22 protein-coding genes are annotated in these 24,372 nt (G+C 52.7%); 2 read left to right on the plus strand and 20 right to left on the minus strand.

All coding sequences use genetic code 11. The features are described 5' to 3' along the window. Window positions 1-29: 29 nt before the first annotated feature. The 18 genes from murD to CLV36_RS00425 form a co-directional block, all read right to left on the minus strand. Window positions 30-1,406 carry a UDP-N-acetylmuramoyl-L-alanine--D-glutamate ligase gene (murD, locus tag CLV36_RS00340; protein WP_022736458.1) on the minus strand — a complete coding sequence of 459 codons (1,377 nt, stop codon included), beginning with the start codon at window positions 1,404-1,406 and terminating at the stop codon, window positions 30-32. Continuing rightward, window positions 1,403-2,422, minus strand: a complete 1,020-nt coding sequence (gene mraY / locus CLV36_RS00345; RefSeq protein ID WP_022736459.1) for a phospho-N-acetylmuramoyl-pentapeptide-transferase — start codon at window positions 2,420-2,422, stop codon at window positions 1,403-1,405. Before mraY ends, murD begins: the two co-directional genes overlap by 4 nt. A gap of 9 nt (window positions 2,423-2,431) precedes the next feature. Further along, complete coding sequence (locus CLV36_RS00350; RefSeq protein ID WP_054095996.1) at window positions 2,432-3,826, minus strand: UDP-N-acetylmuramoyl-tripeptide--D-alanyl-D-alanine ligase; 1,395 nt, start codon at window positions 3,824-3,826, stop codon at window positions 2,432-2,434. Next, on the minus strand, window positions 3,823-5,319 hold the full coding sequence (locus tag CLV36_RS00355; RefSeq protein WP_106341374.1) for a UDP-N-acetylmuramoyl-L-alanyl-D-glutamate--2,6-diaminopimelate ligase: 1,497 nt from the start codon (window positions 5,317-5,319) through the stop codon (window positions 3,823-3,825). The genes CLV36_RS00350 and CLV36_RS00355 overlap by 4 nt, the downstream gene beginning before the upstream one ends. A gap of 243 nt (window positions 5,320-5,562) precedes the next feature. Continuing rightward, the gene (locus CLV36_RS00360; RefSeq protein ID WP_106341375.1) at window positions 5,563-7,536 is read right to left on the minus strand and encodes a stage V sporulation protein D; all 1,974 of its coding nucleotides are present in this window, start codon (window positions 7,534-7,536) and stop codon (window positions 5,563-5,565) included. A 202-nt stretch (window positions 7,537-7,738) separates the two neighbouring features. Further along, window positions 7,739-9,502, minus strand: coding sequence for a peptidoglycan D,D-transpeptidase FtsI family protein (locus CLV36_RS00365; RefSeq protein WP_106341376.1), 1,764 nt, complete (start codon window positions 9,500-9,502; stop codon window positions 7,739-7,741). Window positions 9,503-9,569: 67 nt separating this feature from the next. Continuing rightward, complete coding sequence (gene ftsL / locus CLV36_RS00370) at window positions 9,570-9,935, minus strand: cell division protein FtsL (protein ID WP_106341377.1); 366 nt, start codon at window positions 9,933-9,935, stop codon at window positions 9,570-9,572. A gap of 47 nt (window positions 9,936-9,982) precedes the next feature. After that, window positions 9,983-10,915: a 16S rRNA (cytosine(1402)-N(4))-methyltransferase RsmH gene (rsmH, locus tag CLV36_RS00375; protein WP_425436507.1), complete on the minus strand. Its 933-nt coding sequence runs from the start codon at window positions 10,913-10,915 to the stop codon at window positions 9,983-9,985. Between the two features lie 16 nt (window positions 10,916-10,931). Beyond that, window positions 10,932-11,363 carry a division/cell wall cluster transcriptional repressor MraZ gene (mraZ, locus tag CLV36_RS00380; RefSeq protein ID WP_022736466.1) on the minus strand — a complete coding sequence of 144 codons (432 nt, stop codon included), beginning with the start codon at window positions 11,361-11,363 and terminating at the stop codon, window positions 10,932-10,934. 139 nt (window positions 11,364-11,502) lie between these two features. Then, window positions 11,503-12,765 (minus strand): adenosylhomocysteinase, encoded by a 1,263-nt coding sequence (locus CLV36_RS00385; RefSeq protein WP_106341379.1) that lies wholly within the window; start codon window positions 12,763-12,765, stop codon window positions 11,503-11,505. Between the two features lie 82 nt (window positions 12,766-12,847). Beyond that, on the minus strand, window positions 12,848-14,488 hold the full coding sequence (bshC, locus tag CLV36_RS00390; RefSeq protein ID WP_106341380.1) for a bacillithiol biosynthesis cysteine-adding enzyme BshC: 1,641 nt from the start codon (window positions 14,486-14,488) through the stop codon (window positions 12,848-12,850). A 59-nt stretch (window positions 14,489-14,547) separates the two neighbouring features. Further along, the gene (locus tag CLV36_RS00395) at window positions 14,548-15,942 is read right to left on the minus strand and encodes an MFS transporter (RefSeq protein ID WP_181352743.1); all 1,395 of its coding nucleotides are present in this window, start codon (window positions 15,940-15,942) and stop codon (window positions 14,548-14,550) included. Between the two features lie 19 nt (window positions 15,943-15,961). Continuing rightward, complete coding sequence (locus CLV36_RS00400; RefSeq protein WP_181352744.1) at window positions 15,962-16,882, minus strand: ketopantoate reductase family protein; 921 nt, start codon at window positions 16,880-16,882, stop codon at window positions 15,962-15,964. Window positions 16,883-16,951: 69 nt separating this feature from the next. Continuing rightward, on the minus strand, window positions 16,952-18,487 hold the full coding sequence (locus CLV36_RS00405; RefSeq protein ID WP_106341383.1) for an acyl-CoA carboxylase subunit beta: 1,536 nt from the start codon (window positions 18,485-18,487) through the stop codon (window positions 16,952-16,954). A 12-nt stretch (window positions 18,488-18,499) separates the two neighbouring features. Beyond that, entirely contained in the window at window positions 18,500-19,276 is a 777-nt protein-coding gene (locus CLV36_RS00410) for an enoyl-CoA hydratase-related protein (protein ID WP_106341384.1), read from the minus strand. After that, window positions 19,273-20,190 carry a hydroxymethylglutaryl-CoA lyase gene (locus CLV36_RS00415; protein ID WP_106341385.1) on the minus strand — a complete coding sequence of 306 codons (918 nt, stop codon included), beginning with the start codon at window positions 20,188-20,190 and terminating at the stop codon, window positions 19,273-19,275. The genes CLV36_RS00410 and CLV36_RS00415 overlap by 4 nt, the downstream gene beginning before the upstream one ends. Before the next feature lie 16 nt (window positions 20,191-20,206). Further along, complete coding sequence (locus tag CLV36_RS00420; RefSeq protein ID WP_102992876.1) at window positions 20,207-20,419, minus strand: biotin/lipoyl-containing protein; 213 nt, start codon at window positions 20,417-20,419, stop codon at window positions 20,207-20,209. Window positions 20,420-20,431: 12 nt separating this feature from the next. Then, entirely contained in the window at window positions 20,432-21,760 is a 1,329-nt protein-coding gene (locus CLV36_RS00425; protein ID WP_106341386.1) for an acetyl-CoA carboxylase biotin carboxylase subunit, read from the minus strand. Window positions 21,761-21,906: 146 nt separating this feature from the next. Here CLV36_RS00425 and CLV36_RS00430 point away from each other — a divergent pair, with 146 nt between their 5' ends. Continuing rightward, entirely contained in the window at window positions 21,907-22,380 is a 474-nt protein-coding gene (locus tag CLV36_RS00430; protein ID WP_102992878.1) for an N-acetyltransferase, read from the plus strand. A gap of 45 nt (window positions 22,381-22,425) precedes the next feature. On the opposite strand, the gene CLV36_RS00435 is transcribed toward CLV36_RS00430, so the two are convergent. Together CLV36_RS00435 and CLV36_RS00440 are read right to left on the minus strand one after the other, a co-directional pair. Further along, a complete protein-coding gene (locus CLV36_RS00435) occupies window positions 22,426-23,043 on the minus strand; it encodes an RsfA family transcriptional regulator (protein WP_106341387.1) in 618 nt (205 codons plus the stop codon). A gap of 188 nt (window positions 23,044-23,231) precedes the next feature. After that, the gene (locus CLV36_RS00440) at window positions 23,232-23,996 is read right to left on the minus strand and encodes an enoyl-CoA hydratase/isomerase family protein (protein WP_181352745.1); all 765 of its coding nucleotides are present in this window, start codon (window positions 23,994-23,996) and stop codon (window positions 23,232-23,234) included. Window positions 23,997-24,117: 121 nt separating this feature from the next. Here CLV36_RS00440 and CLV36_RS00445 point away from each other — a divergent pair, with 121 nt between their 5' ends. Beyond that, window positions 24,118-24,345 (plus strand): DUF2626 family protein, encoded by a 228-nt coding sequence (locus tag CLV36_RS00445; RefSeq protein WP_022736478.1) that lies wholly within the window; start codon window positions 24,118-24,120, stop codon window positions 24,343-24,345. Window positions 24,346-24,372 lie beyond the last annotated feature (27 nt).

The following is a 24,372-nucleotide window of genomic DNA, read 5'->3' on the forward strand; positions in this document are numbered from 1 at the left end:
TTCACCTCTTACAGATTTGGGCAAGCTTCTTATACTTGAAGCCTATGCACGGCTTGTTTAAATATGCTACCCCGCTCTTCAAAAGAGGTGTATTGGTCCCAGCTGGCACAAGCCGGTGACAAAAGCACCACATCCCCGTCTTGAGCCAGACCAGCGGCCCTGGTCACCGCTTCCTCCAAATTATCGACTACCTGCACGGCTGGCACCCCGGCATCGCGTCCACGTTCAGCCAAAATCGACTTGGATTGTCCATAAGTGATGACAGCTTTAGCGCGGCCACGTAACACCGGAACCAGCTCTTTGAAATCAACACCGCGATCCAAGCCCCCGCCGATCCACACGACCGGCTCTGTGAAAGCCTCTAGCGCTTTGATAGCCGCCTGGGCGTTGGTCGCTTTAGAGTCGTTGTAATAACGTACACCGTTGATGGTCGCCACATATTCCAGCCGATGCTCCACGCCGTGAAATTCGCGCAACGTTTGCGCCACTGCATCAAGCGTGGCCCCGGCGGCCAGTGTGATCGCAGCAGCTGCCAAGGCGTTTTCCAAATTGAAATCGCCATGTAGCGCAACTTCATCCACAGGCAAGATCGCCTGCGTCTGACCTTCGTTAATCACGTAGATCACACCATCTTGTGCATAAACCCCCTGCTCCACCGGAGCAGTGCGGCTAAACAACCAAATATCGCTGGAAATCGTCTTCGCCACTTCCCGGCAAACCGGTGAATCGGCGTTTAAAACAGCAATGTCTCCGGCTTCTTGGTTGGCAAAAATCTTGCGCTTCGACGCCACATAATCTTCCATGGTTTCGTGATAATCGAGGTGAGCCGGAAATACGTTTAACAAAGCCGCAATACGTGGGCGAAATTGTTCGGTTCCCTTCAATTGAAAACTGCTCAATTCGGCGACCAACCATTCGTCGCTTGTCACCTGTTCCACCACATCGGCCAACGCTTGACCAATGTTGCCAGCTACGGTGCACTTCACTTGGGAGCGCGTCAAAATCTGCCCTACCAACGACGTCGTGGTCGTCTTACCGTTAGAACCAGTGATGCCAATCATCGGCGCCTTAGACAACGCGCCCGCGATTTCCACTTCTGTCACCACGGGCACACCGGCCGCCAGCGCCTGCTGAACGGGCTTGGCCCGGTAAGGGATGCCCGGATTTTTGACCAGCATTTCCACATGCTCATGAATCAAATCATCAGGATGTTCCCCGCAAATGACCGGAATGCCGAGCGCTTCCAGCTCACTCGCTTCTGGGCAAGCCGAACGTGGTTTCAAGTCGTTGACCACGACCTTCGCCCCCAAACGGTGAAGGAGCTTGGCGACAGCCACCCCGCTCCTTGCCAATCCCAGTACGACAACTGAACGACCTGTCCAGTTTTCCTTCGTCAAACGACTCATTTAATGAACACCTCTAACACGACTCCAATCACAGCGAGAATCAATCCCCAAAACCAGAACGTCGTCACCACTCGCCATTCGGACCAACCGACCAATTCAAAGTGATGGTGAAGCGGACTCATGCGGAAGACGCGTTTGCCACGCAGCTTGAACGAAGCCACTTGGATCATCACAGACATGGCTTCCAGTACAAACACCCCACCGATGATCGGCAACAAGAGTTCTGTCTTGGTGATAACCGCCAATGCGGCAATCCCCCCACCCAAGGCCAAGGAACCGGTGTCCCCCATAAACACTTTGGCCGGATGGGCGTTGAAAACCAAGAAACCAAGCAATGCCCCGACGACAGCGACAGAGAAGATGGTAACCGTCGGATTGCTTTGCATGTAACCGATGATGGCATATGCGCCATACGCACAAACTGCAGTACCTGAAACCAATCCGTCCAAGCCGTCAGTCAAGTTCACGGCGTTAGACGCCCCGATCATCATCACCAACAAGAGCGGCAGATACAGCCAGTTGAGCTGGATCGTCCAATCCGTTCCCGGAACCGTCACGTCGAAGATAAACCCGCCCTTTGGTGTACGTACTTGCAACAACACCCAGAATAAGACCAAACCGATAAATAATTGCCCGAATAATTTTTGGTTCGCCGTCAGACCCAGGTTGCGCTTCATCACGACCTTGATGTAATCGTCCAAAAACCCGAGAATCCCATAACCCAGGGTGGCAAACAGCAAGAAGAATAAGTCAGCGTTAATGACGGACTCATTTTTGTTCAACAGTTGAATGCTGCTAAACGGAACCGCCGTAAGCGCGATCGCTGTCATGATGATGACCCCGCCCATGGTCGGCGTGCCCGCCTTTTTCAAATGCGCTTGTGGGCCTTCTTCACGAATGCTCTGCCCAAACTTCAATCTGCGTAAAATCGGAATGATCACCGGGCCTAATATCACCGCTATTCCAAACGCCACTGCAAGCGGAACCAAGAAGATGCGATAATCTATATTCCCCATTGTCTCCCTCTACGCTCCTTCTGTTAATTTTCGTATCACGATGTCTAATTGCACTGCTCTGGAAGCTTTTACGAGCAACAGGATATGCGCGTTTCCCTCAGCGGACAGCAATTGCGCCGCTTCTTCGTGGGAAGAGAAATGGTGGATGACGCACGCACTCCCTGAAGCGGCCGACCGCGCACCTTCGGCGATCCAGCGGCCCCGTTCACCGACTGTATACAGCCGCGAAACCCCTTTTTCTACGGCATAAGCTCCCAGTTCCCTGTGGTATTGCTCTTCCGTGCTTCCAATTTCTCTGATGTCGCCGAGCAACGCCCACTTTTCCTTCTCCGGCGCCAGCTCCATCAATAAGTCGATGGCTGCGCGCATGGATGTGGGGCTGGCGTTGTACGCATCATCAATGATGTCCATGCCGTTGGCTGCCTGTTTCAATTCTAGGCGCATCCCCGTCAGTTGCACTTTGGCCAGTCCGCGGGCAATAGCGGTCTCTTCCATGCCCAAAGCTCGGCCGACCGCAACGGCCATCAAGGCGTTTTTGACATTATGCCTGCCCAAAAGTGGCAAAACAAACGGCGTGCCACATCGACGCGAACGGAAACGGAACCCTTCAACGCCGACCATCTCCACATCTACCGGTGACTCATCCAGCTCGTCAGACCAGCCCACCCGCACCTTGGGATGCGGATCATCGGCCAACAATCCCGCCAACAGTGGCTCGTCTCCGTCATAGATGAGCGGCCCCCGCTCATTCAGTCCCTTTTTAATTTCCAATTTGGCTTTGGCTATTCCTTCCCGGCTTCCGAGAAACTCCAGATGGGACTCGCCGATGTTGGTAATTACGGCCACATCCGGTTTAGCGAGATGTGACAAAACCTCGATTTCGCCAGCATGGTTCATGCCCATCTCAACCACAGCCACTTGGGTATCTTCCGACATGGACGTCAACGTCAAGGGAACCCCGATGTGGTTGTTCAAGTTACCTTTGGTTTTATGCACCCGATACGCTTCCGATAACACGGCTGCGATCAAGTCTTTGGTTGTCGTCTTCCCATTGCTGCCGGTCACGGCTACTACCTGCACTTGCATCTCATCCCGGTAGCTGGAAGCGATGCGTTGCAAAGCCGACAGTGTATCATCCACAACGATCAGTGGGATGGGTGGTGTTTCCGGCACCGGCTGGTGAGAACTCCACAATGCTGCGGCCGCCCCTTTGTCCACCGCTTGATTCAGGAATTGATGCCCATCAAACCGCTCTCCGACCAGAGGGACATACAATTGGTTGGCCTGAAGCGTCCGGGTGTCCGTCGACACTCCCCGCACAAGCAGATGCCGCGCCGTGGGGGGGCCGACAAGTTTTCCGCCTGTGACATGGCTTATCCACTCACATGTCCGTTCCATGCTCATTGGCCGTTTCCTCCCTCCGCTCGCGCTTCGATGGCTTCCCGAGCCACTTGGCGGTCGTCAAAATCGTATCGCACCCCTTGAATCTCTTGGTACGTCTCATGCCCTTTCCCAGCGATCAAAATAATGTCTCCCGGCTCAGCCAACCGGATCGCTTCTGTGATCGCTTGGCGGCGGTCAGCAATCGTGACAACTTTGTCCCGTTCAGCCGGGTCGATACCTGCCAACATGTCTTCGATGATGGCTTCCGGCTCCTCCGAACGAGGATTGTCAGAAGTGAAAATCGTCCAATCACTGTACTTGGCCGCAATTCTAGCCATTAACGGCCGCTTGGTGCGGTCGCGGTCCCCACCGCATCCCACCACGCAAGTAACCTTCTTCTGCGCAAACTCGCGAATGGTGGTAAGCACATTTTCCAAACTATCCGGTGTGTGGGCATAGTCAACCAATACGGTATAAGGTTGGCCCGCATTCACTGGCTCGAATCGACCGTTCACCCCCGGAATCTGCTCCAAGCTCCGTTTGATCTCAGCCAATGGCAATCCCTCGATCAAGCCGACACTAATAGCGGCAAGAGCATTGTACACGTTAAACTTGCCGATCAATTGGAGCGTCATCTCGCAAGAACCGCGAAATGTTTCCAATGTGAACGCGGTCCCGCGCCCGGTGATGCGAATGTTCGAGGCGCGCACATCCGCGGGGCGATCGATCCCATAGGTAACCACTTGCGCCGGTGTGATCGCCGCGTAGTGGGCCGATGCCTCATCATCCGCATTCAGCACAGCAAACGCATTTTCCCCCGGCTCGCTCGCATAACGGTTGCCCAATTGGCTGAAGAGGAGCCCCTTAGCTTGGCGATATTCTTCCATCGTCTTATGGTAATCCAGATGATCTTGCGTCAGATTGGTGAACACGCCAATGTGAAATTGACTACCACGTGTCCGCCCCAATGCCAGACCATGCGAAGAGACTTCTATGACTGAATACTCACAACCCTCGTCCCGCATCATCCGAAATCCTTTTTGCAGATCATGCGCTTCCGGGGTCGTATGTTTGGCCGGAAAAATCTTGTCTCCGATCTTCATCTGGACTGTGCCGATCACCCCCGTGGGATGTCCGGCGTCACCGAGCAATTTCTCGATGAGATAGGAAGTGGTCGTTTTTCCGTTGGTGCCCGTGATGCCTATCAATTTTAATTCGCGCGTTGGATGGCGGTAATATTCCGCCGCGACAACCGCCAACGCCCGCCGACTATCCGGCACCATGATGACCGGCACGTCGCTGTCAACCGGACTTTCCACCATCACGGCCGCAGCCCCGTTTTGAATGGCGGCGGGTACATACTGATGCCCGTCAACTGTGAAACCACGAACAGCAACAAATAAATCTCCCGGTTTCACAAGACGGGAGTCCATTTGGATGCCGGTGATTTCCACATTGGGATCTCCCGTCACCGTATGTACCAGCAACGGCCGGATCAACTCTTTCAACTGCATGTTGCTCCTCCTTTTCAAAAAAGCGGACAGACAAGCAAAAAGCCAGGTTCATCATTCCTGGCACAAGATGATGCACATCCACTATTTTAATCTCCTTTGTTTTATTTGTCACTTGTCACGCCATCATCCGCGGCGGCGGGTTGACAGGCCGCTCACGCCAGCCAAACAGGGGAAACCCAGTAACTGCACCCGTTTACCGCTTCTCTCCGTTTGCATTTTGTTTGCAAATTGTTTGCAAAGAAATCACAAAGCATCGGGCCGATTTCCCTGCTTTGGTGCAGTAGTCCGTCCATTTTTCTTCTCCCCATCACCTAGATAGATCTTAATTGTGGTGCCCTTTTTCACCCGCTGGCCGGGTTTTGGCATCTGATCGACCACAATACGCCCCTCTCCGTACACCTGAAGCGGAAATGAGAACAAGCTGTTGCGAATGCGTTCAATATCTTGTCCGGTCAAATTGGGTGTGCCCACCAACGCCGGAGTCAGCGGTGTGTCTTCTGGTGGAATCTGATTTTTGCGCTTAGGCACTTTCATATAACGCAAGCTGTCTTCAATGATGTCGCCCACAATCGGCGCAGCGACGACACCGCCAAACTGGATGCCTTTCGGGTTGTCGACCGCGACGTACACCACCAAACGGGGATCATCGGCGGGGGCAAACCCGATAAACGAAACAATATGGTTGTTTCTCATGTACCGTCCATCTGGCCCTACTTTCTGCGCTGTTCCCGTTTTACCGCCTACTCGGTATCCATCGACGAACGCCTTGCGGCCAGTACCCCGTGCCACTACGCTTTCTAGAACGTTGCGAACCTGATAGGACGTTTCTTTAGAAATCACGCGTCGCTTGACCTTGGGTTTAATCTCTTCCACCAGCTCTCCTGTTTCCGGATCAGCCCATCCTTTGGCCAGGTGCGGTTCATACAGCACTCCGCCATTGATCGCCGCGGATACGGCGGCCACTTGCTGAATCGGTGTCACCGACACTCCTTGCCCGAAAGCGGTGGTAGCCAGCTCCACTGGCCCAACCCGGCTCTCTTTGAATAAAATGCCTTTGGCTTCACCGTTTAAATCGATGCCCGTTTTCTGGCCAAACCCAAATTTGTGGATGTATGAGAAAAGGGTGGTTTTGCCCAAGCGTTGCCCCAAGGTCACAAAACCGGGGTTGCAGGAATTCTCCACAACCTCTCGAAAGTTTTGATGTCCATGCCCACCCGCTTTCCAGCAACGCAAGCGGGCACCGCCGACCATGATATACCCGGGATCACTAAATGACTCGTTGAGATGTACTTTCTTCTCTTCTAATGCGGCCGCCAAAGTAATGATCTTGAAGGTGGAACCGGGTTCGTACGTTTTCCAGATTGGCAAATTGCGGTTGTAGATCAACGGATTGGTTGTCCGGTATTGATCGGGGCGAAAGGTAGGGCGGCTGGCCATCCCCAGCAACTCTCCCGTCCGCGGGTCCATCGCGATCGCCAAGATATTCTCCGGCTGGTATTCAGCCATCGCCTGATCCAGCTCGCGTTCAATGATGGTTTGGATCTGATAATCCAAGGTAGTGACCAAGTTCATTCCGTCACGGGGCGGTGTGTAGCGATCCACTCCACCGGGAAGCTTCTCCCCCCTGGCGTTCGTGCTGAATGACACGTAGCCCTTGGTTCCGCGTAGCTTTTCATCATAAATGAGTTCAATGCCCGCCAGCCCCTGATTGTCAATACCTGTGAACCCCAGGACATGCGCTGCCATCGAGCCGTACGGATAAAACCGCTTGCTGTCCTCGACGACGGCAATTCCCGGCAACCGAAGCCCTTGAATCTCACGAGCCTTTTCTTCGGATATTTTCCGACCCCACGGCGTGATGCGATTGATGACTTCCCTTTTGGTGATTTGTTCATAGATTTTTTCTTCAGGCCCCTGCAAAATGCTGGCCAGTATTTTCGCCGTCTTGGCCGGGTCCTTGAGCTGTGCCGGTATGGCCATGACCGATGGCGTGCTCACATTGTAAGCGAGCTCTTTTCGATTGCGATCAAGCAATTTCCCCCGCTTCGCTTCAAAAGGAATGTCGCGGCTCCACAGGTCTTTCGCCTTTTCCGCTAACCACGTACCTTGAAATAATTGGACATAAGCCAATCTACCCATCAACGCCGTCAATATGAAGACGGCGATGAGTAACAAGGAGAACAACCGTTTCCTGACTACTACCCGTCGACCACGCATGTTTTCCTTCCTCTCTTCCGGAGTCTCTTCTTACCTTCAAGCTATGTGGACGAGAAAAGAAAAATGACAAGCTTCCCGTGGCAATAAAAAACCAGTTGCCCTTGATGCAACTGGTGATTTGTTGGCAAAGCCCGACTCGCTGCCAGGCTTTCCATCTATATCATTGACCGGCCGACCGCCTTTCAACGGAGTGCGGCGCTTCTCATTTCACGCCGTCCGCATACTGGTTTCGTTCGACTTTGCGAATCGGCAGGGCTTTCTCCAAGATGCTTTTGGCGACGGGAGCGGCTACCGTACCGCCTGACGCCTCTCCACCTTCCACAAACGGCTCATCAATGGCCACATAGACAACCAGGTCCGGATGGTCATAAGGAGCAAAACCAATGAATGAGACCATATGCTTGCCTTTCAAATATCCATTGCCGGCAGGGTCCGGCTTTTGGGCTGTGCCTGTTTTGCCGGCTACGCGATAACCTGCCAAATCAGCCTTGGTTCCCGTTCCACTGCGCACCACTTCACGCAACAGCTCACGGGCCTTTTTGGCCGTCGACTCCTGAATAATACGTTTACTCTCGGGCTTGACCACTTTCACTTTGCGTTTAAGCTGAGGTTCCCACACCTCTTTCAAGACATGGGGTTTGATCCATTTTCCACCGTTGGCCACAGCGGAAATAGCAGCAACCTGTTGAATGGGGGTGACAGATACACCTTGCCCGAAAGATGTGGCGGCCAATTCTGCCGGATAGAGGTCACGACCAAAAAACACGCCCCGTGCCTCTGCCGGAAGATCGATTCCGGTCTTTTTACCAAATCGCTCTGTAATCTTGCCGAAGCCAAACCGGTCAATGTAATCAGCCAGTTTCTTGGGCCCCAGCGCCTTGCCCAGCAGAACAAATGCCACATTGCTCGATTGCTTGACACCTTCCCGGAAGCTGATCTCCCCCCATCCGGTGCCATTCCAATCGCGAATGATTTGGCCAGCGATGTTGATCGCACCCGATTGGAAAGTCTTGTTTGCGTTGAAGATCCCCTCTTCAATCGCCGCGGCCAATGTCACGATTTTAAAGGTTGACCCCGGTTCGAATTGGCTCTCAATCGCTCGGTTGGTCCGATTTTCGTCATTCAATGTGGATGCGTACGAGTTTGAATCAAATGTCGGTCTGCTGGCCATGGCCAAAATCTCACCAGTGTGGGGATCTGCTACAATCGCCGTTCCGCCTTTGGCTTGATAATTTTTGATCGCTTCTTCCAGCTCCAAATCGACCTGCGATTGAATTTGAGAATCAATGGTAAGTACGAGATCTCTCCCTTGTTGCGGCGGTTGGTTTTCATCCGGCGTGTCCGAAATCATCATGCCATTTTTCGCCTTGAGATATTTGACATAGCCCGCTTCGCCACGCAACAGCTTGTCATAAACCTGCTCGACGCCGCCGACGGCTTTGCCATCCACATTCACAAACCCCAAAAGATGCGCAGCTGTTGAACGGGTATACTGACGCATCGTTGTTGAGAAGGCATAAATACCGTGGATCTTCCCTTTTTCCCGCAACGCTACGACTTGACGGTACACGTTTTCGGGATATTTGTATTTGCCTTTGTCCCTAAGCTCAACTGAACCATCTTTCACGCTCAATTTGCGAATCAACACATCCCGGTCGATACCCAGAATGGGCGACAGCGCGTTTGCCGTCCCCTTCACATCTTTGACTTTGCTTGTATCGGCAACAAAATAGTAAGCGTCCACTTCCCATGCTAATGGTTGTCCCTTGGTTCGGTCATAGATACTGCCACGCTTCGGCTTGATCTTTTCTGATTTGATCCACTCTTCTTTCGCCTGAGCCAACAGCTCATCATGGTTAAAGGTTTGCAACCAAAACAGGCGGAAAATCAGCACAACCAAACAGAGCAACCATAGGAGTCCGATCAGAAGAGAACGCTCTTTGCTCTTCTTAATCAGCGAGCCCATGATTCAGCCTCTCCCATCTACGAATCCATTTCTTTGGTGATGCTGTTAGTCGATGAAATATCTCTCATCATGGCCGAATCGACGGGAGGTATTTGGGGGTGGTCAATTCCAAGCCGTTGCTCTCCGCAAACTTTCGAATCCGCTCAACATCCGCCAGCTTTTTTTTCTCCGTCTCCAGTTTGAAATTGACCTTGTGTGCTTCTTCAATGGCCGCGTTCGTTTCTTGCAACGCCACATTCAATTCGTTGACTTTGGCATATTTGGACAAAACCACCAACGCTAACGCCACGCAGACGATGACGCTAGACAGGTATAGCAACTTTTCGCCCATGGTGACGGTAGTGCGGGGCGCTTTTTGTTTTTTGTCCCGCACTTTCGTATAAGGCTTCTCAAAGGGGCGGGCAACCGCAACGTTATATTGATCCCGTCTCATATATAAATCCTCCTCACGCTACCGACTTCTCCTTCATCCCTCTTTTTTTATATTTTCTCTGCGACCCTCAATTTGGCAGAACGTGCTCTTGGATTTCTCTCTATTTCTTTATCTGTTGGTAAAAGCGGTTTTCTCGTGATGATCTTTAGCCGCGGTGTCTGTCCGCATGTACAGACCGGAAAGGTAGGCGGACAAACGCATCCTTTGGCTTCTTCTAGAAAAAACTGCTTGCATATGCGATCTTCCAACGAATGGAATGTGATGACGCTGATTCGGCCTTGTGGGCGGAGAAGCCCGACCGAGTCGGCAAGCGCATCGCGAAACGCGTTCAATTCATCATTGACGGCGATACGGATCGCTTGAAATGAGCGTCGTGCAGGGTGTGGCCCCGTTCGGCGAGCTGGCGCGGGCACGGCTTGCTTGATGATGTCGACCAATTGCAGTGTGGTCGATATTGGCGCCTTGCTACGCTCTTTCACGATCATTTTAGCGATGCGACGTGAAAACTTCTCTTCCCCGTATTCAAACAGGATGCGGACGAGCTCCTCTTCAGGCCACTCATTCACTACCTGATAGGCGCTCAACTCCTGCTCTTTGTCCATTCGCATGTCCAAGGGGGCTTCTTGGTGGTAGCTAAAACCTCTTTCTCCCTGATCCAATTGCGGAGAAGATACCCCCAGGTCAAACAGTATGCCATCAACCGATTCAAATCCCAACCCTTTAACGGCACTGGAGATGTGCCGAAAATTGGTTTTGACCAAATGGAGCCGACAAGAAACGCCGACCAAGCGCTCCTCGGCATGAGCAAGCGCCATCTGGTCTTGATCCAAACCGATCAGCGTGCCTGACGGACCCAGCTGCTCAGCAATGAGGCGGCTGTGCCCCGCCCCGCCTAGCGTGCAGTCGACATACACCCCGTCCGGCTTCAGATTTAAACCAGCCACTGCTTCTTCTCGTAATACGGTTACATGTTCAAACACATTGTTCATCCTTTGACTACAGATCCAGATCTACTATGCTTTCTGCGATCTCATTAAATGATTCCTCGGAGCTCTCATAATACTCATCCCACCGCTCCTTGCACCAAATCTCTACGCGTGAGGAGACGCCGATGATGACGCATTCCTTTGTCAGTTGAGCAAATTCGCGGAGATGGTTGGGTATGTTAACGCGGCCTTGTTTGTCCAATTCCGCTTCACAAGCTCCTGAGAAAAAAAAGCGCGTAAATTTACGTGCATCTGCTTTGGTAAATGGAAGGGTTTTTAACTTCTGTTCTAATTGTTTCCATTCGGATTGAGGGTATGCAAACAAACAGTGGTCCAATCCGCGGGTTATAACAAATGAATCGCCAAGTCCCTCTCTAAACTTGGCTGGCACAATGATCCGTCCTTTTTCATCGATATTGTGCCGAAACTCACCCATGAACATCCCACTGTCACTCCCCTCTCTCCCCCTTCCCTACCACTTCCCTCCACTTTCCACCACATTGGTAATTATACCACACGCCCATTAAAAAATCCTGCACTCATGTGCAGGATTTAACAGCCCAATTTACATCATTTTCCATTTATTCTAGTTCCCAGCTAGCCAGGTATTTTTCCTGCGCCGGGGTCAAACTGTCGATTTGGATACCGTTAGCCTCCAAGAAGTACCGGGAGACTTGCTCATCGATTTGGTACGGTACATCCAGCACGCGCGGACCGATCTGTTCATGGTTCTCCGCCACGTACAACAGCGAGAGCGCTTGGAGTGCAAAGGTCATGTCCATGATTTCCGCTGGATGTCCATCACCCGCGGCCAAGTTGACCAAACGTCCTTCAGCGAGCAGGTACAGCTTCCGCCCGTCTTCAAGGGTGTACTCTTCAATGTCCTTGCGTACCGTTTGTTTGCTGACGCTCATTTGCTCCAGTGCTTCTACATCGATTTCCACATTAAAATGGCCGGCATTGGCCAAAATCGCGCCATGTTTCATCTCGCGGAGATGATCGGCGTTCACCACATTTTTGTTGCCAGTGGTGGTCACGAAATAATCCCCTTGCTTCGCCGCTTCGCTCATCGGCATGACCAGGTATCCGTCCATGTACGCCTCAGTCGCTTTAATTGGATCAACTTCGGTCACAATGACGCGAGCCCCAAGCCCTTTGGCCCGCATAGCCACACCGCGTCCACACCAGCCGTAGCCGACCACGACGACAGTTTTGCCGGCGACCACCAAGTTGGTGGTGCGATTGATACCGTCCCACACCGATTGGCCCGTTCCATACCGGTTGTCAAACAGGAATTTAGAGCAAGCGTCATTGACGGCGATCATCGGGAACCGCAATTCTTTTGCTTTTTCCAACGCGCGTAGGCGCAATATGCCCGTCGTGGTTTCTTCACAACCGCCTTTAACATTCTCCAGGAGGTCTGGGCGCTCACTATGCAGGATTCCTACAAGGTCGCCACCATCATCGATTATGTAATCCGGCTTTTCTTCCAAGGTTTTGATCAAGTGTTCTTTGTATTCTTCCGGCGTAGGATCGTATTTAGCATGAACGGTGATCCCCGCTACCGCCAGTGCTGCCGCAATATCATCTTGGGTAGAAAGCGGATTGCTCCCGGTGATTGTCACTTCTGCACCAGCGTCGCGAATCAACTCCGCCAGGCAAGCCGTTTTCGCTTCCAAATGCAAAGAGATCGCTACTTTTTTACCAGCCAGGGGCTTCTCCACCGATAACCGTTCGCGCAAGCGGTTTAACACGGGCATGTGTTCCTTGGCCCAATCCATTTTCAGGCGTCCCGCCGGAGCCAGGTTAACATCGCGGATGGTGCTTTTATCCAAACTATTCATTTCGCTCCTCCTCAAATGCATGCGTTACTTTATTCACCAACAGATATATTATACATCAAGTAATCCCATTAACAAATTCGGATTATAAGAACATACAATAATGCACATGCCGCCGCCCTTCGCCGACCAGCGGGGTTTCCAACAGGCGGTGTAGCCAATCCAATCCCCAAGCGTTCCAAAGGGAAAGGAAGTTATACACCCGTTCTTGCAATTTGCCTTCAGGCGTGACTGCCAGCGACAGCTCCTCCCAATGGCGCAATTCAACCTGGTGTTTCTCCCGCACTGCTCTCTCAGCGAAATGCTGGTAATACTCTACTTGCGCCAATATTTTGCCCAGGTTCTTTTGCCCGATTTCCCGCGTATTTCTGCCAATCCCCTGCTCCAGATCATTGATCAGCGCCTCGTATTCCTGCTCGATGATCTGTTTGGCCGTGGCAAAGCGTTCCGCAAGCGCAAAGGGCACCCGCTCTGCTAACCACGCTTCCCGTTTGTCATCGAGGCCGGCCAGCACATCTGTCGCAGAAAGCCCGAACTCATTCATGCGCTTTTGCACCCTGCGGTCCAGAATCGTCACCTGTAGGCGGGGTAGCACGATCGGCATGCGCAAACCCACTTGTGCAAAGGCTTGCTTGAGCAAACCCCAATAAGCCACTTCACCGGGCCCACCCACAAAATAAAGAGTTGGAAATAGATATTCCTGCATCAATGGCCGGGTGATAACATTATTGCTCAATCGCTCCGGCGCCTCGTGCGCGATGTTGACCAGTTCGGCTTGCGTCAACCGCGTTTCGCCGTTTTTTGTTACCCAGCCTCCCACACCGCGGTACAAGGCTTGCCGTTCACCCGCTTCCAGTAAAAACAGATTACCTTGCCCATCTTGCAAATGTACTGGTTCGGTAAGGCCGGAAGCCACCAATCCGACGCTCGCTTGTTGCACCCTCTCTTGAATTGATGCGCTTTGATCAATCAAAACAGTGAAAAACGACGCTTCCAAGCGGCGCAAGCCAGGATCAGCCGAGTCGATCAACAGAAGCCCTTCCCGACCGAACAGGCGGTGCATGATCCGTGCGAAATGCCGTGTCCAGCTGACGGGGCCCTCCAATAACTCTTGCATCTCCTCCAGCCATTCCCGTTTCGCCGCACCGTCCCCCATGATCTGGGTCAATGTTTGCAGGTAGGCTGACATCTCCTCTGGTTGCATCATTTGCATGGACACCGGTTGCTTGCCTGACAGCGGCCCTGTCCATTCCACTTTGGTCAAGCCGTCATGGCGGTCATGCACATGGATGTGATTCACTTCTTCGCTGTCGTGGTCTTCACCCGCAATCCAAAACACCGGAATGACAGGGCGCCCTAATCGGGCTTCTTCCTGTTTCGCCAACTGGATCAGTGTGATCGCTTTATACAAGGTATACAATGGGCCAGTCATCAGCCCCGCCTGTTGCCCACCGATAACAACCAAGCTTTTGGGATCTGCTAAGCGGGTAAGGTTGCGCTCGACAGCCGGATGCAACAGCTCTGGAGTGTGATACGCTCGTATGACCTCGGCCAGCTCGGCCCGATCTGCACCGCGCCACTCCCGCTCAATGTATTCCAATCGACTCGAAACGCTACATTCATCCCATGGATTGTACTCATAAAAAGCCCGCACCCATTCGTCATCAGCTAGATAACGCTCCATAAACGGGTTGCCAACGGGTAGCCTGCTCGCTTTGATTTCCATATGTGACTCCTTCTTTATCGTATACTTTGCTTACCTTTCTATAGTATATCACGAAAAGTTCATAGAACGGGACGCTGAAATCGCACCAACATGCTGAGAAAAACGCCTGCGAGCGATGCAAAGGCCGAAAACCAATAGACACTTGACACTCCCGCGGCAACCACTTGCGGAGGCAAGGCCACATCCGCTGTCCAAAACAACAGCTGGGCATCGGCCGCGGTGAAAATACGGCTCACGGTGAGAAGGCCGATCGCTCCCCCCGCCACGCGAAACATCCCCAACGCCATCATGCCGCTGCGCATGCGTCGATTGGGCATCCAAGCAAACAGCGGCTGATGAACGGGCGCGGCTAACACAAAACTCAGGCCGAAACTAAGCAAACCAAACGCGGTGAATGACCAGACAAACGGCGGGTTTAACGCCAAAGCGAGAAAAGACAGCGCACTCAATCCATACCCGAACACTGCCGTCCACCGAAAGCCCCATGCTCTCGCCACCGACTGCACCAATGACAGTGCAAACAAAGAGCAAAGTATCAAGTAACTGAACAATGCGCCAGCAGTGATATAATCAAATCCGTAACTGTACGCAGCCCAAAAAGGTACTAGCACGAACCCCGTCCAAATGAATCCAGATAGTCCGGCTTGGCCGTACAGAAGCCAAAACCGCCAATTGGCGAAAAGATGCGGTTCAAAAAACGGTTGGCTTTTTTGCCGTTCCATCATCAACAACGGAACAATCATTCCCACGCCCATGATCCACAAAGGCAACACATCCGGTTGCGCGATAGCGCGCCATCCACCCAACAAATCCGTCTTCGTCAATCCAGCCATGACGAAAAACAAGATCAGCCCGAAAAAGAAAATGGACGCCCCTCCGGTAGCGCGCATTCGTTGGGGGCGGTCGGAACAAACCCATCTGCGGGAGACGGCAAACAAAGCCACGCCTCCCAACCCGTGGAACAAAAAGGCGAACCGCCAACCGAGCAACTCAATAAGTCCTGAAACCAACCACGGGGTGGCAGCCACCGCGCTCCCCAACACCAACATGGCCATCCATTGCCATTGTCGATTTTGTTGGGCCATGATGCGGCGAACCTGCACGGAAATATAGGGAATGGCACCACCTATGCCCACTGCTTGCATGATTCTTCCACACATCAAGCACATCCAAGACTTGACCGTGAACACCATCCACGTTCCCACAAACAAAAGCCCCAGCGCGACATGCAATATTTTCATGCGTCCTATGCTCATCGCCGCATTTTCCATCACCGGCAAAGCCATGGAAAAAACAGCAAGGTGCAATGAGATGGTCCACACTCCCCAATGAATGGGCACATGATACTCACTCATCACAAAAGGCAAGGCCGGAGCCAGGATGATCGCATCGATGGTGATCGCAACCATCGCCACTATATACGTTTCCAACGTGAACCGTTTAAAACGTGTCAACATACTCCCTCCAGCGTGTTCAACATCCAATCTGCGCTTCTTTGTCCTGAACCCGTCGCATCAACTCTGCATTGACGGGGGTGGGGATGCCCCATTTGGCGCCTAGTTCCGCCACCGCCCCATTGATATGGGCAATTTCTGTCTTCCGTCCTCGCTTTATATCCTGCAACATAGACGAGTGGTTGCGAGCGGTCAAACGAATGACCCGTTCCACCCTTTCCTTCACAGCGGCCGGGTCAAGCCGGACGCCTTCCGCGCGGGCAACGCGAACCGTCTCTTCAATGATCGCCCGCTTCATCTGTTCGAACCGCGGATGTCCCACTTCGCCGTTTGGCACGTCCTCCAACGCCGTCAAGGGATTGATGACGCAATTTACGGCTAGTTTTTCCCAGATCCGAACCAAAATGTCTGGATCCCATGCAATCTTTTGTTCCAGTTGCCATAAGCGCTCCAATGCGGGATGCGGTTCCCTGCGCGAATCTGGATACGGGCCGACCCACGTTTCGCCGTTGCCGGTATGCGCCACCTGATTCACCCCCAACCGCAAAGCGCCTTCCGTGGTCACGGCCAAGTAGGTGCAAGACTGTGCAGATAGTTTCTTGACTATTTCCCCATGCCCCCATCCATTCTGCCAGAACAAGACCTGCGTTTCCTCATGGGCCAAGGCCGCAATCAACGGGGTGACCGCCGGCAGATCCATTTGCTTCACCATGACGAACACACTATCGGCTTTACCGGCTGGAAGGGATGAGCTGGCGCACGCTTCTGCTGGCACGGTCCATTCGCCGCTCGACAAGCTTTGCACGGTGATTCCCATCTTCTTTATTGTGGCGGCCTGGCTTTGCGTCCTCACGATCATTGTCACCGGAAAACCCGCCCGTGCCAATCGGGCACCCCACAAAAGCCCCAACGCGCCACCACCGATGATGGCCGTCTCCATCTCGCCCCCTCCTCTCATATGAAAAAGGAGCCAACAGCTGAAGGCTCCTCCTTTATCATACACATGTTATCACACCGGATAAACCGGATGTTTTCGCTCACTAAATTTCATTTGCTTGCTTTCGTAGGCGGAAAATCTCCGTATCAATTCCCCACGCAAATCATCTGGGGCTACAATTCCATCCACAATCAATTCACTCGCTAACCGGTAGATGTCGATGTCCTTACGGTACTCTTCCCGTTTGGCCATGACAAATTCGGTCCGTTCAGGCTCTTCCAGTTCGGCGATTTTATTGCTGTACACGGCGTTGACAGCGGCCTCGGGGCCCATGACAGCGATCTGCGCCGTGGGCAAGGCCAAACAGCAGTCCGGTTCAAACGCCGGGCCAGCCATGGCGTACAAGCCGGCGCCATACGCTTTGCGAACGATGACGGAGATTTTGGGTACGGTGGCCTCCGACATCGCCGATATCATCTTTGCTCCATGGCGAATGATACCGGCCCGCTCCACCTGTGTGCCGATCATGAAACCCGGCACATCAGCCAAGAACAATAAAGGAATGTTATACGCATCGCATAAATTGATAAATCGCGTCGCCTTATCCGCGGAGTCGATAAATATCACTCCGCCTTTCACTTTGGACTGGTTGGCGATAATCCCCACCGGCCGGCCGTCAATCCGGGCAAAGCCAGTGATCATCTCTTTGGCGAATAACGCCTTCACTTCATAAAAGGAATCTTCATCAATCAATCCCCGAATCAGCTCCTGCATGTCAAATGGCGCATTCTGGTGGTCGGGGATTACTTTGGACGGCGGCCGGACTCCCTGTTCGGGCGACTTGCCTACAACAGGTCGGTGAGGCGCTTGATAGTTGGCGGGCATATAGCTCAAGTAGCGGCGGCAGGATGCGATGGCCTCTTCTTCACTGGCTGCCAACACATCGCCGCAACCGCTTACTGTACAGTGCATACGGGCACCGCCCATTTCTTCCAGCGTCACTTTTTCCCCGATCACCATCTCCGCCATCCGCGGCGATCCCAAGTACATGCTCGCGTTTTTGTCGACCATGATGACAATATCGCAAAAGGCCGGGATATACGCTCCTCCCGCTGCAGACGGACCAAACAGGACGCACACTTGCGGAATCATGCCCGACAATTTCACTTGGTTATAAAAGATGCGACCTGCTCCCCGGCGTCCTGGGAACATCTCGATCTGGTCGGTGATCCGCGCCCCCGCGGAGTCTACTAGGTAAATCAGCGGCACTTTTAACTTCTCCGCCGTCTCCTGGATGCGGATGATTTTCTCGACTGTTCGTGCGCCCCATGAGCCAGCCTTCACCGTGCTATCATTAGCCATGACGCAAACCATTTGTCCGTTCACTTTGCCCATGGCCGTCACAACGCCGTCTGCCGGCAGGTCACCCGCTGAAAAATTGGCAAACAGGCCGTCTTCCACCTGAAAATCATCATCAAATAATAGCTCCAAGCGTTTGCGCACAAACAGTTTCTGCTGTTGCTGTAATTTTTCATGATATTTGGGCGCTCCCCCCGCTTTCACTCGGGTTTCGCTCTCAGCCAGTTTCGCTATCAATTGGTCATTCATTGGTTCCACCCCTTATTCTCCGCGATATTGCGGTTTTCTCTTATCTTGAAAAGCGGCCAGACCTTCTAGGCGATCTTTGGTTGGGATCAAGACATCGTAGGCTTTGGTTTCCAACAAAAGTCCTGCACCGATGTCCGTCTCCAATCCGTGGTCGATGGCCCATTTGGCTTGAATCAATGCCAATGGGGCATTTTGCTTCAAGGTTTCAGCCCACTCCCAAGCGAGGCTCAGCACCTCCCCCGGTGCTGAAATCGCATTCACCAGACCCATCTGCAATGCTTCGGCAGCACCGAACCGTTTGGCCATGAGGATCAGTTCTTTCGCTTTGGCCACACCAACCAACCGCGGCAAGCGCTGTGTTCCGCCCGCCCCCGGAATGATGCCAAGCGATGTCTCTGTCAATCCCATCCGTGCCGCCTCATCCATCAACCGCAAGTCGCACGCCAAAGCCAGTTCCATTCCCCCGCCGAATGCAACCCCGTTGATTGCCGCGATGGTAGGCTGAGGCAACTCCGCGATGCGGGTGAAAGTGTCGCGTATCAGCACAATAAACTGGCGCACATCCTCTTCTGTGAACGTCTGGCGCTCTTTCAAATCCGCGCCGGCGCAAAACGCCTTTTCTCCAGCACCAGTGAAAATGACCACGCGCGTATCGCGCTCCTCCCTTAGCACTTCCGTCAATTGGGATAATTCTTGCAACAACAGGCGATTTAATGCATTGTGGGATGCCGGTCGATTAAGCGTCACCAAGGCAATTCCGTCGCGCCGTTCCAAGCGGATCGCGTTCATGACTCATCTCCCCTTTTCTCTTGTCTTTTTTGCGCCAGATGGCTTTGCAACACTTTGGAAGGCAACGGCCGGCGACATTTGGTCTGCACAAATTCACTCGTTTCGCAGACGCGCGCCAGATCGATGCCGGTATCGATCCCCTCTTGTTGCAACAGGTATAAGACATCTTCCGTGGCCAAGTTTCCTGATGCGCCTGGCGCGTAGGGACATCCGCCCAATCCGCCTAAGGATGTGTCCAACGTGTGCACACCCATCTCCAGAGCCGTATAGGCATTCGCCAGTCCCGTGCCCCTGGTGTCATGGAAATGGCCCGCGATCTGCGTTAGGGGAATATGTTGCTGACACTCTTGTAACAGGCTTTTCACCGCTTTGGGCGTAGCCACACCAATCGTGTCGCCAAGCGAAATCTCATACACCCCCATCTGGAGCAATTGCTCACACACGCGCAACACCTGCGCTGTTGACACCTTTCCTTCGTAAGGGCAACCAAATACCGTCGAAACATACCCTCGCACACGGATACCTTGCTCTTTGGCCATCTCCATGACTTCACGCAACACCGGATACGTGTCGCTGATGCTCTTGTTGATGTTCTTGCGGTTGTGCGTCTCACTAGCCGACATGAAGACAGCCCACTCGTGAATGGGCGTTTGCGCAGCCCGCTCTGCTCCTTTGCGATTCGGAACGAGCGCTCGATAGACAACATCGGCAAGAGAAGGCAATTGATGCGCCAATTGGGTAGCGTCAGCCAACTGCGGAATCCAACGCGGAGAGACGAAAGAAGTTACCTCCAGGTGGCGAACACCCGCAGCCAAAAGCCCTTTCGCCACTCTCACTTTGTCTTCCGTTCCCAATATGATCCGTTCATTCTGCAATCCGTCCCGTAAGCCCACTTCTACTAGTTTGATCTGCATGCGTTCCCCCCCTGGCTTATTCCAATTCGATCAACGCCGCTCCATCCTCGACAAAATCACCCACTTGCACCTTGATTTCTTTCACAGTACCTGCCACTTCGGCCTGAATAGGAATTTCCATCTTCATCGATTCCAGCAAGATCACATCTTGCCCCACTTCAATCCGCTCCCCCAGTTGCGCATGAATCGCTAACACCACGCCTGCCATTGTCGATTTTACTTGTGCCATACGCATTCCCTCCTATTTGAGTTGAGATATGATTTGCGTGTCGTATTTGCCTGACGTAAACATCGGCTCCTGGGCCAATCGGCGTAACAAGGGCAGATTGGTTTTGATCCCCTCCACTTTGAAGGCCTCCAAAGCCTGGTGGCTCTTGGCGAGAGCCTCTTCTCGGTTGGAACCGCTTACAATCAATTTGGCCAAGAGCGGATCATAGTAAGGTGACACCATCGTGCCCTCCTTCACTCCCGCATCGACGCGAATCCCTTCACCCGTAGGCGGTTCAAACACCGTGATCATGCCCGGAGAAGGATAAAACGTCACTGGATCTTCTGCGTAAATCCGCCATTCGATCGCATGTCCCTGCACCGAAACATCTTCTTGTTTTAGAGCAAGCACTACTCCGCAAGCAAGATCACATTGCATCGCAACCAGGTCCAACCCAGTGATCATTTCTGTCACGGGATGCTCCACTTGCAACCGCGTATTCATCTCCAAAAAATAAAACTCCCCATCCGAACCGAGCAAGAACTCAACCGTTCCCACTCCTGTATACCTCACCGCTTGGGCAGCGGCCACGGCAGCTTGGTACATCCGCTTCCTTATCGTCACATCCAGCGTTGGAGCCAAACTCTCTTCAATCACTTTCTGATTGCGCCGTTGCACAGAACAGTCTCTTTCAAACAGATGGATCACTTGTCCATCCGCATCCGCGGCGATCTGTACTTCAATATGGCGGGCAGGTGAGACCCACTTTTCAATATAAACAGCCGCATCGCCGAAATAGGCGCGAGCTTTGGTTTGAATCGAGGCATACGACTGCCTCAGCGCTTCTTCGTTCGGACAGACTTGCATCCCGATTCCGCCGCCGCCAGCGCTCGCTTTGATCATGACGGGATAACCGATTTCCGCGGCGGCCTGGCATGCCTCCTCCAACGATGCAAGCGCCCCCGTCCCCGGAGCGATCGGCACACCTGCTTGACTCATAGTGGCACGAGCCGTCACCTTGTCTCCCATCATCTGGATCACTTCCGGTTCCGGTCCAATCCATCGGATCCCCGCCTCTTGAACCCGTTTGGCGAACTGGGCGTTTTCCGACAAAAAACCGTATCCGGGATGCAGAGCATCTGCTTGGGTGCGCTTAGCCGCACCCAAAATCGCCTCTTGGTTGAGGTAACTTTTAGCCACAGGCGGCGGCCCAATGCAGATGGCTTCATCCGCCATCTCCACAAACGGCATCATCCGATCCGCTTCTGAATAAACAGCCACGCTTTTCCAGCCACGCTCTTGACACGTGCGGATGATCCGACAAGCGATTTCCCCACGGTTGGCAATCAGCACTTTTCGCAAATCCAGCCTCACCTCACCTGATTGCATTCTTATTAAAAATATTTCTATCGCAAAAAATTCGACAATTATTTATTTTAATCCTTCTCAGAATAACATGATCACTTTTAGGATACAATGAAAAACGAAGAATCCCTAGGAGGGAGCGCATGAAAACTTTTCAGGTGGAACACCTCAAGATCAATTACAAAACATTAGAACAATTCACTCAGTTCTACGAATACGGTTTGCAAGAGTTATCCATGTTGGACGATCTACGTGCCAATCTGGTCGAAAACGATAGCCACTCCCCATTCTACGGCATCTACCTAGAAGGGGAGCTGGCAGCACGCCTCAGCCTGTATCTGATTGATGCCAAATACGACCGTTATTTCCAACCAGCCCAACACCACTACGAAATCTGGAAACTAGAAGTCTTGCCGCAATATCGGGGGCGAGGACTTGGCTGGGCATTGGTCGCCCACGCCCAAAGCATGGGGTTGCCCATCAAAACCAACGCTCGCTGGCGATCTGGCCCGTTTTGGTTGAAAATGGGCTTTGTCCCCGTCTATGCCCCCCCTTCCCGCGACCGCGACGAAAGCCCTTATGTCTGGCTCCCGCCAGGAGATGAACGGAGAGATTAACGTTTAAAAAGACCCACACAAACGTTGTATGCGGGTCTTTTTTCGTTATTTGTCCAGACGCTCCAGGTTGCCGTTTTCCTCCATCCGGAATTTCGCTTTGCTGAGTGCCTCGTCTTCTTCCGTCAGCAAAGCCATTTTTCGCGCGCGCTCCATGATTTGCACCAAGGTCCGATAATCATCGTTCACCAGTCGGTAATCACTCTGCACGTGTTCCAGATGCACTTTCATTTCGTTGTTTTCGGCCTCTAGCTTGCTAAGAAGCGCCTCTTTCTCCTCAATTTCTTTTTCCAACAATTTTTGTTGGCGTTTTAGCTCAGCCACTTCATTCTTGTATTGCCGCAAGAAACGGATGATATTGTCAATCGTATACAAGGAATCGCCGGTCGCATCCTCGCCGGATTTGACCCGGTGAGACTGGCTGCGATTCCGTTCTTGCAATCGCTTCTGTCGTTGCGACTTGGCAATTTGAATCGCCGCCTCATATTTTTTTCGCACGGTGCTGTTCCAGCGAAAACCGCAAGCAGCCGGTGTCCGCCCCAGCTTTTCCGCCACTTCCTCAAATGCCGAGAGTTGCGTGCCGCCTTCGCGGATATGCCTGAGCGTCACTTCGGCCAAGATCATATCATCATCCGGTGTCCACGCATCCTGGCGCTTTACAGCCATACGAGTACCTCCCATCTTCCACAGCTCATGCACGTCTAACAAACGTTTCCGTTTTATCTTTATGCAATTGATATAAAACATAGTATATGGCTCTACTAATTTTTATTGCCATGTGGAAGAGGAAGTATACACGATTCCCCGCGGCTTACCGGTGTCATACGCCTTAACCTAAGCGGTTTGGCTGCAGCTTATGATTTCCGCCGCGCCAAAAATTCGCGTACCGCTTGCGCATGCTCTTCTGATTCCCACAGACTGGCGCACTGTTCCGCCTCCCGGGCATACAGCTCCGCCGAGGGCACACCCCGATTCACCTCTTCAGCCAGCCCCTTATAAAATCGGATGATCTCCAGCGGCGCCTTCGCCACTTGTTCGGCGAACTCCTGTACAGCCTGGTCAGCCCGCTCTCCATCGAGCAACACATCAACCAACCCGGATGCCTTCGCCTCGGACGCAGACAGAATCTGTCCTGTCAGTAGCAGGGGCAGAGCTCGTGCTGGCCCGATCTTCCGCATCAAGCGTCCCGCTCCTCCCCATCCAGTGGTAATGCCCAGCTTCACTTGGATCATGCCGAACCGGGCCGTCGCCGAAGCAAAACATAGATCGCAACTAGCCACGATTTCGCAGCCCCCACCAACAGCCGCCCCTTCGACAAATGCAACCGTCAATGGCGCCAATCCATGGACCCGTTCCAAAATTCGTCCCATCCGCTCCATGATCGGCTGGATTTCATGTTTGTGCCCATATTGGTGCAACGCATCCAAATCCCCACCGGAAACAAAAGCTCGCTCATCTCCGGAGAAAATGACCACTTTGCACTGTGGATCTTGTTCGATCTCAGTCAAGACTTGTTCTAGCTCCCCCATCATTTGCGGATTGACCGCGTTTCTCACATCTGGGCGGTGAAAACGGATCCATTGGATCGGCCCTTGTTTTCGCACAAGAAGTGTCTGCATTTTGAACATCCTTTCCCTTTTGCTTGATACAAGCGATGCCTGAGGGTATAATAAGCATGTTAGAATATGGCGACAGTGGATGCCCTTACATAACGCATCCAAGTAGGAAGGAGTGTGGCACATGGACCGCATGTTTCGCGTCCTCGGCTTCTGGACTTTCGTGATTGCACTCATGTTCTTAGCGGGTCATATGTACATTCCGGCGGCCCTGTTCGCGGTACAAACGATTCTGTTTGTCGTGTTAGGCTACCTGAAGCTGACCGAAAGAACCTATATGTATCTTTTCGGTGGATATATGTTCGTGTCGTTTGTCGGCATGGTCTGGTATTCCACATTTATGATGCATTAATCAGTGCACAGCTCCCGGATTCACAGG

The organism is Laceyella sediminis (assembly GCF_003003125.1).
Taxonomy (GTDB): Bacteria; Bacillota; Bacilli; order Thermoactinomycetales; family Thermoactinomycetaceae; genus Laceyella; species Laceyella tengchongensis.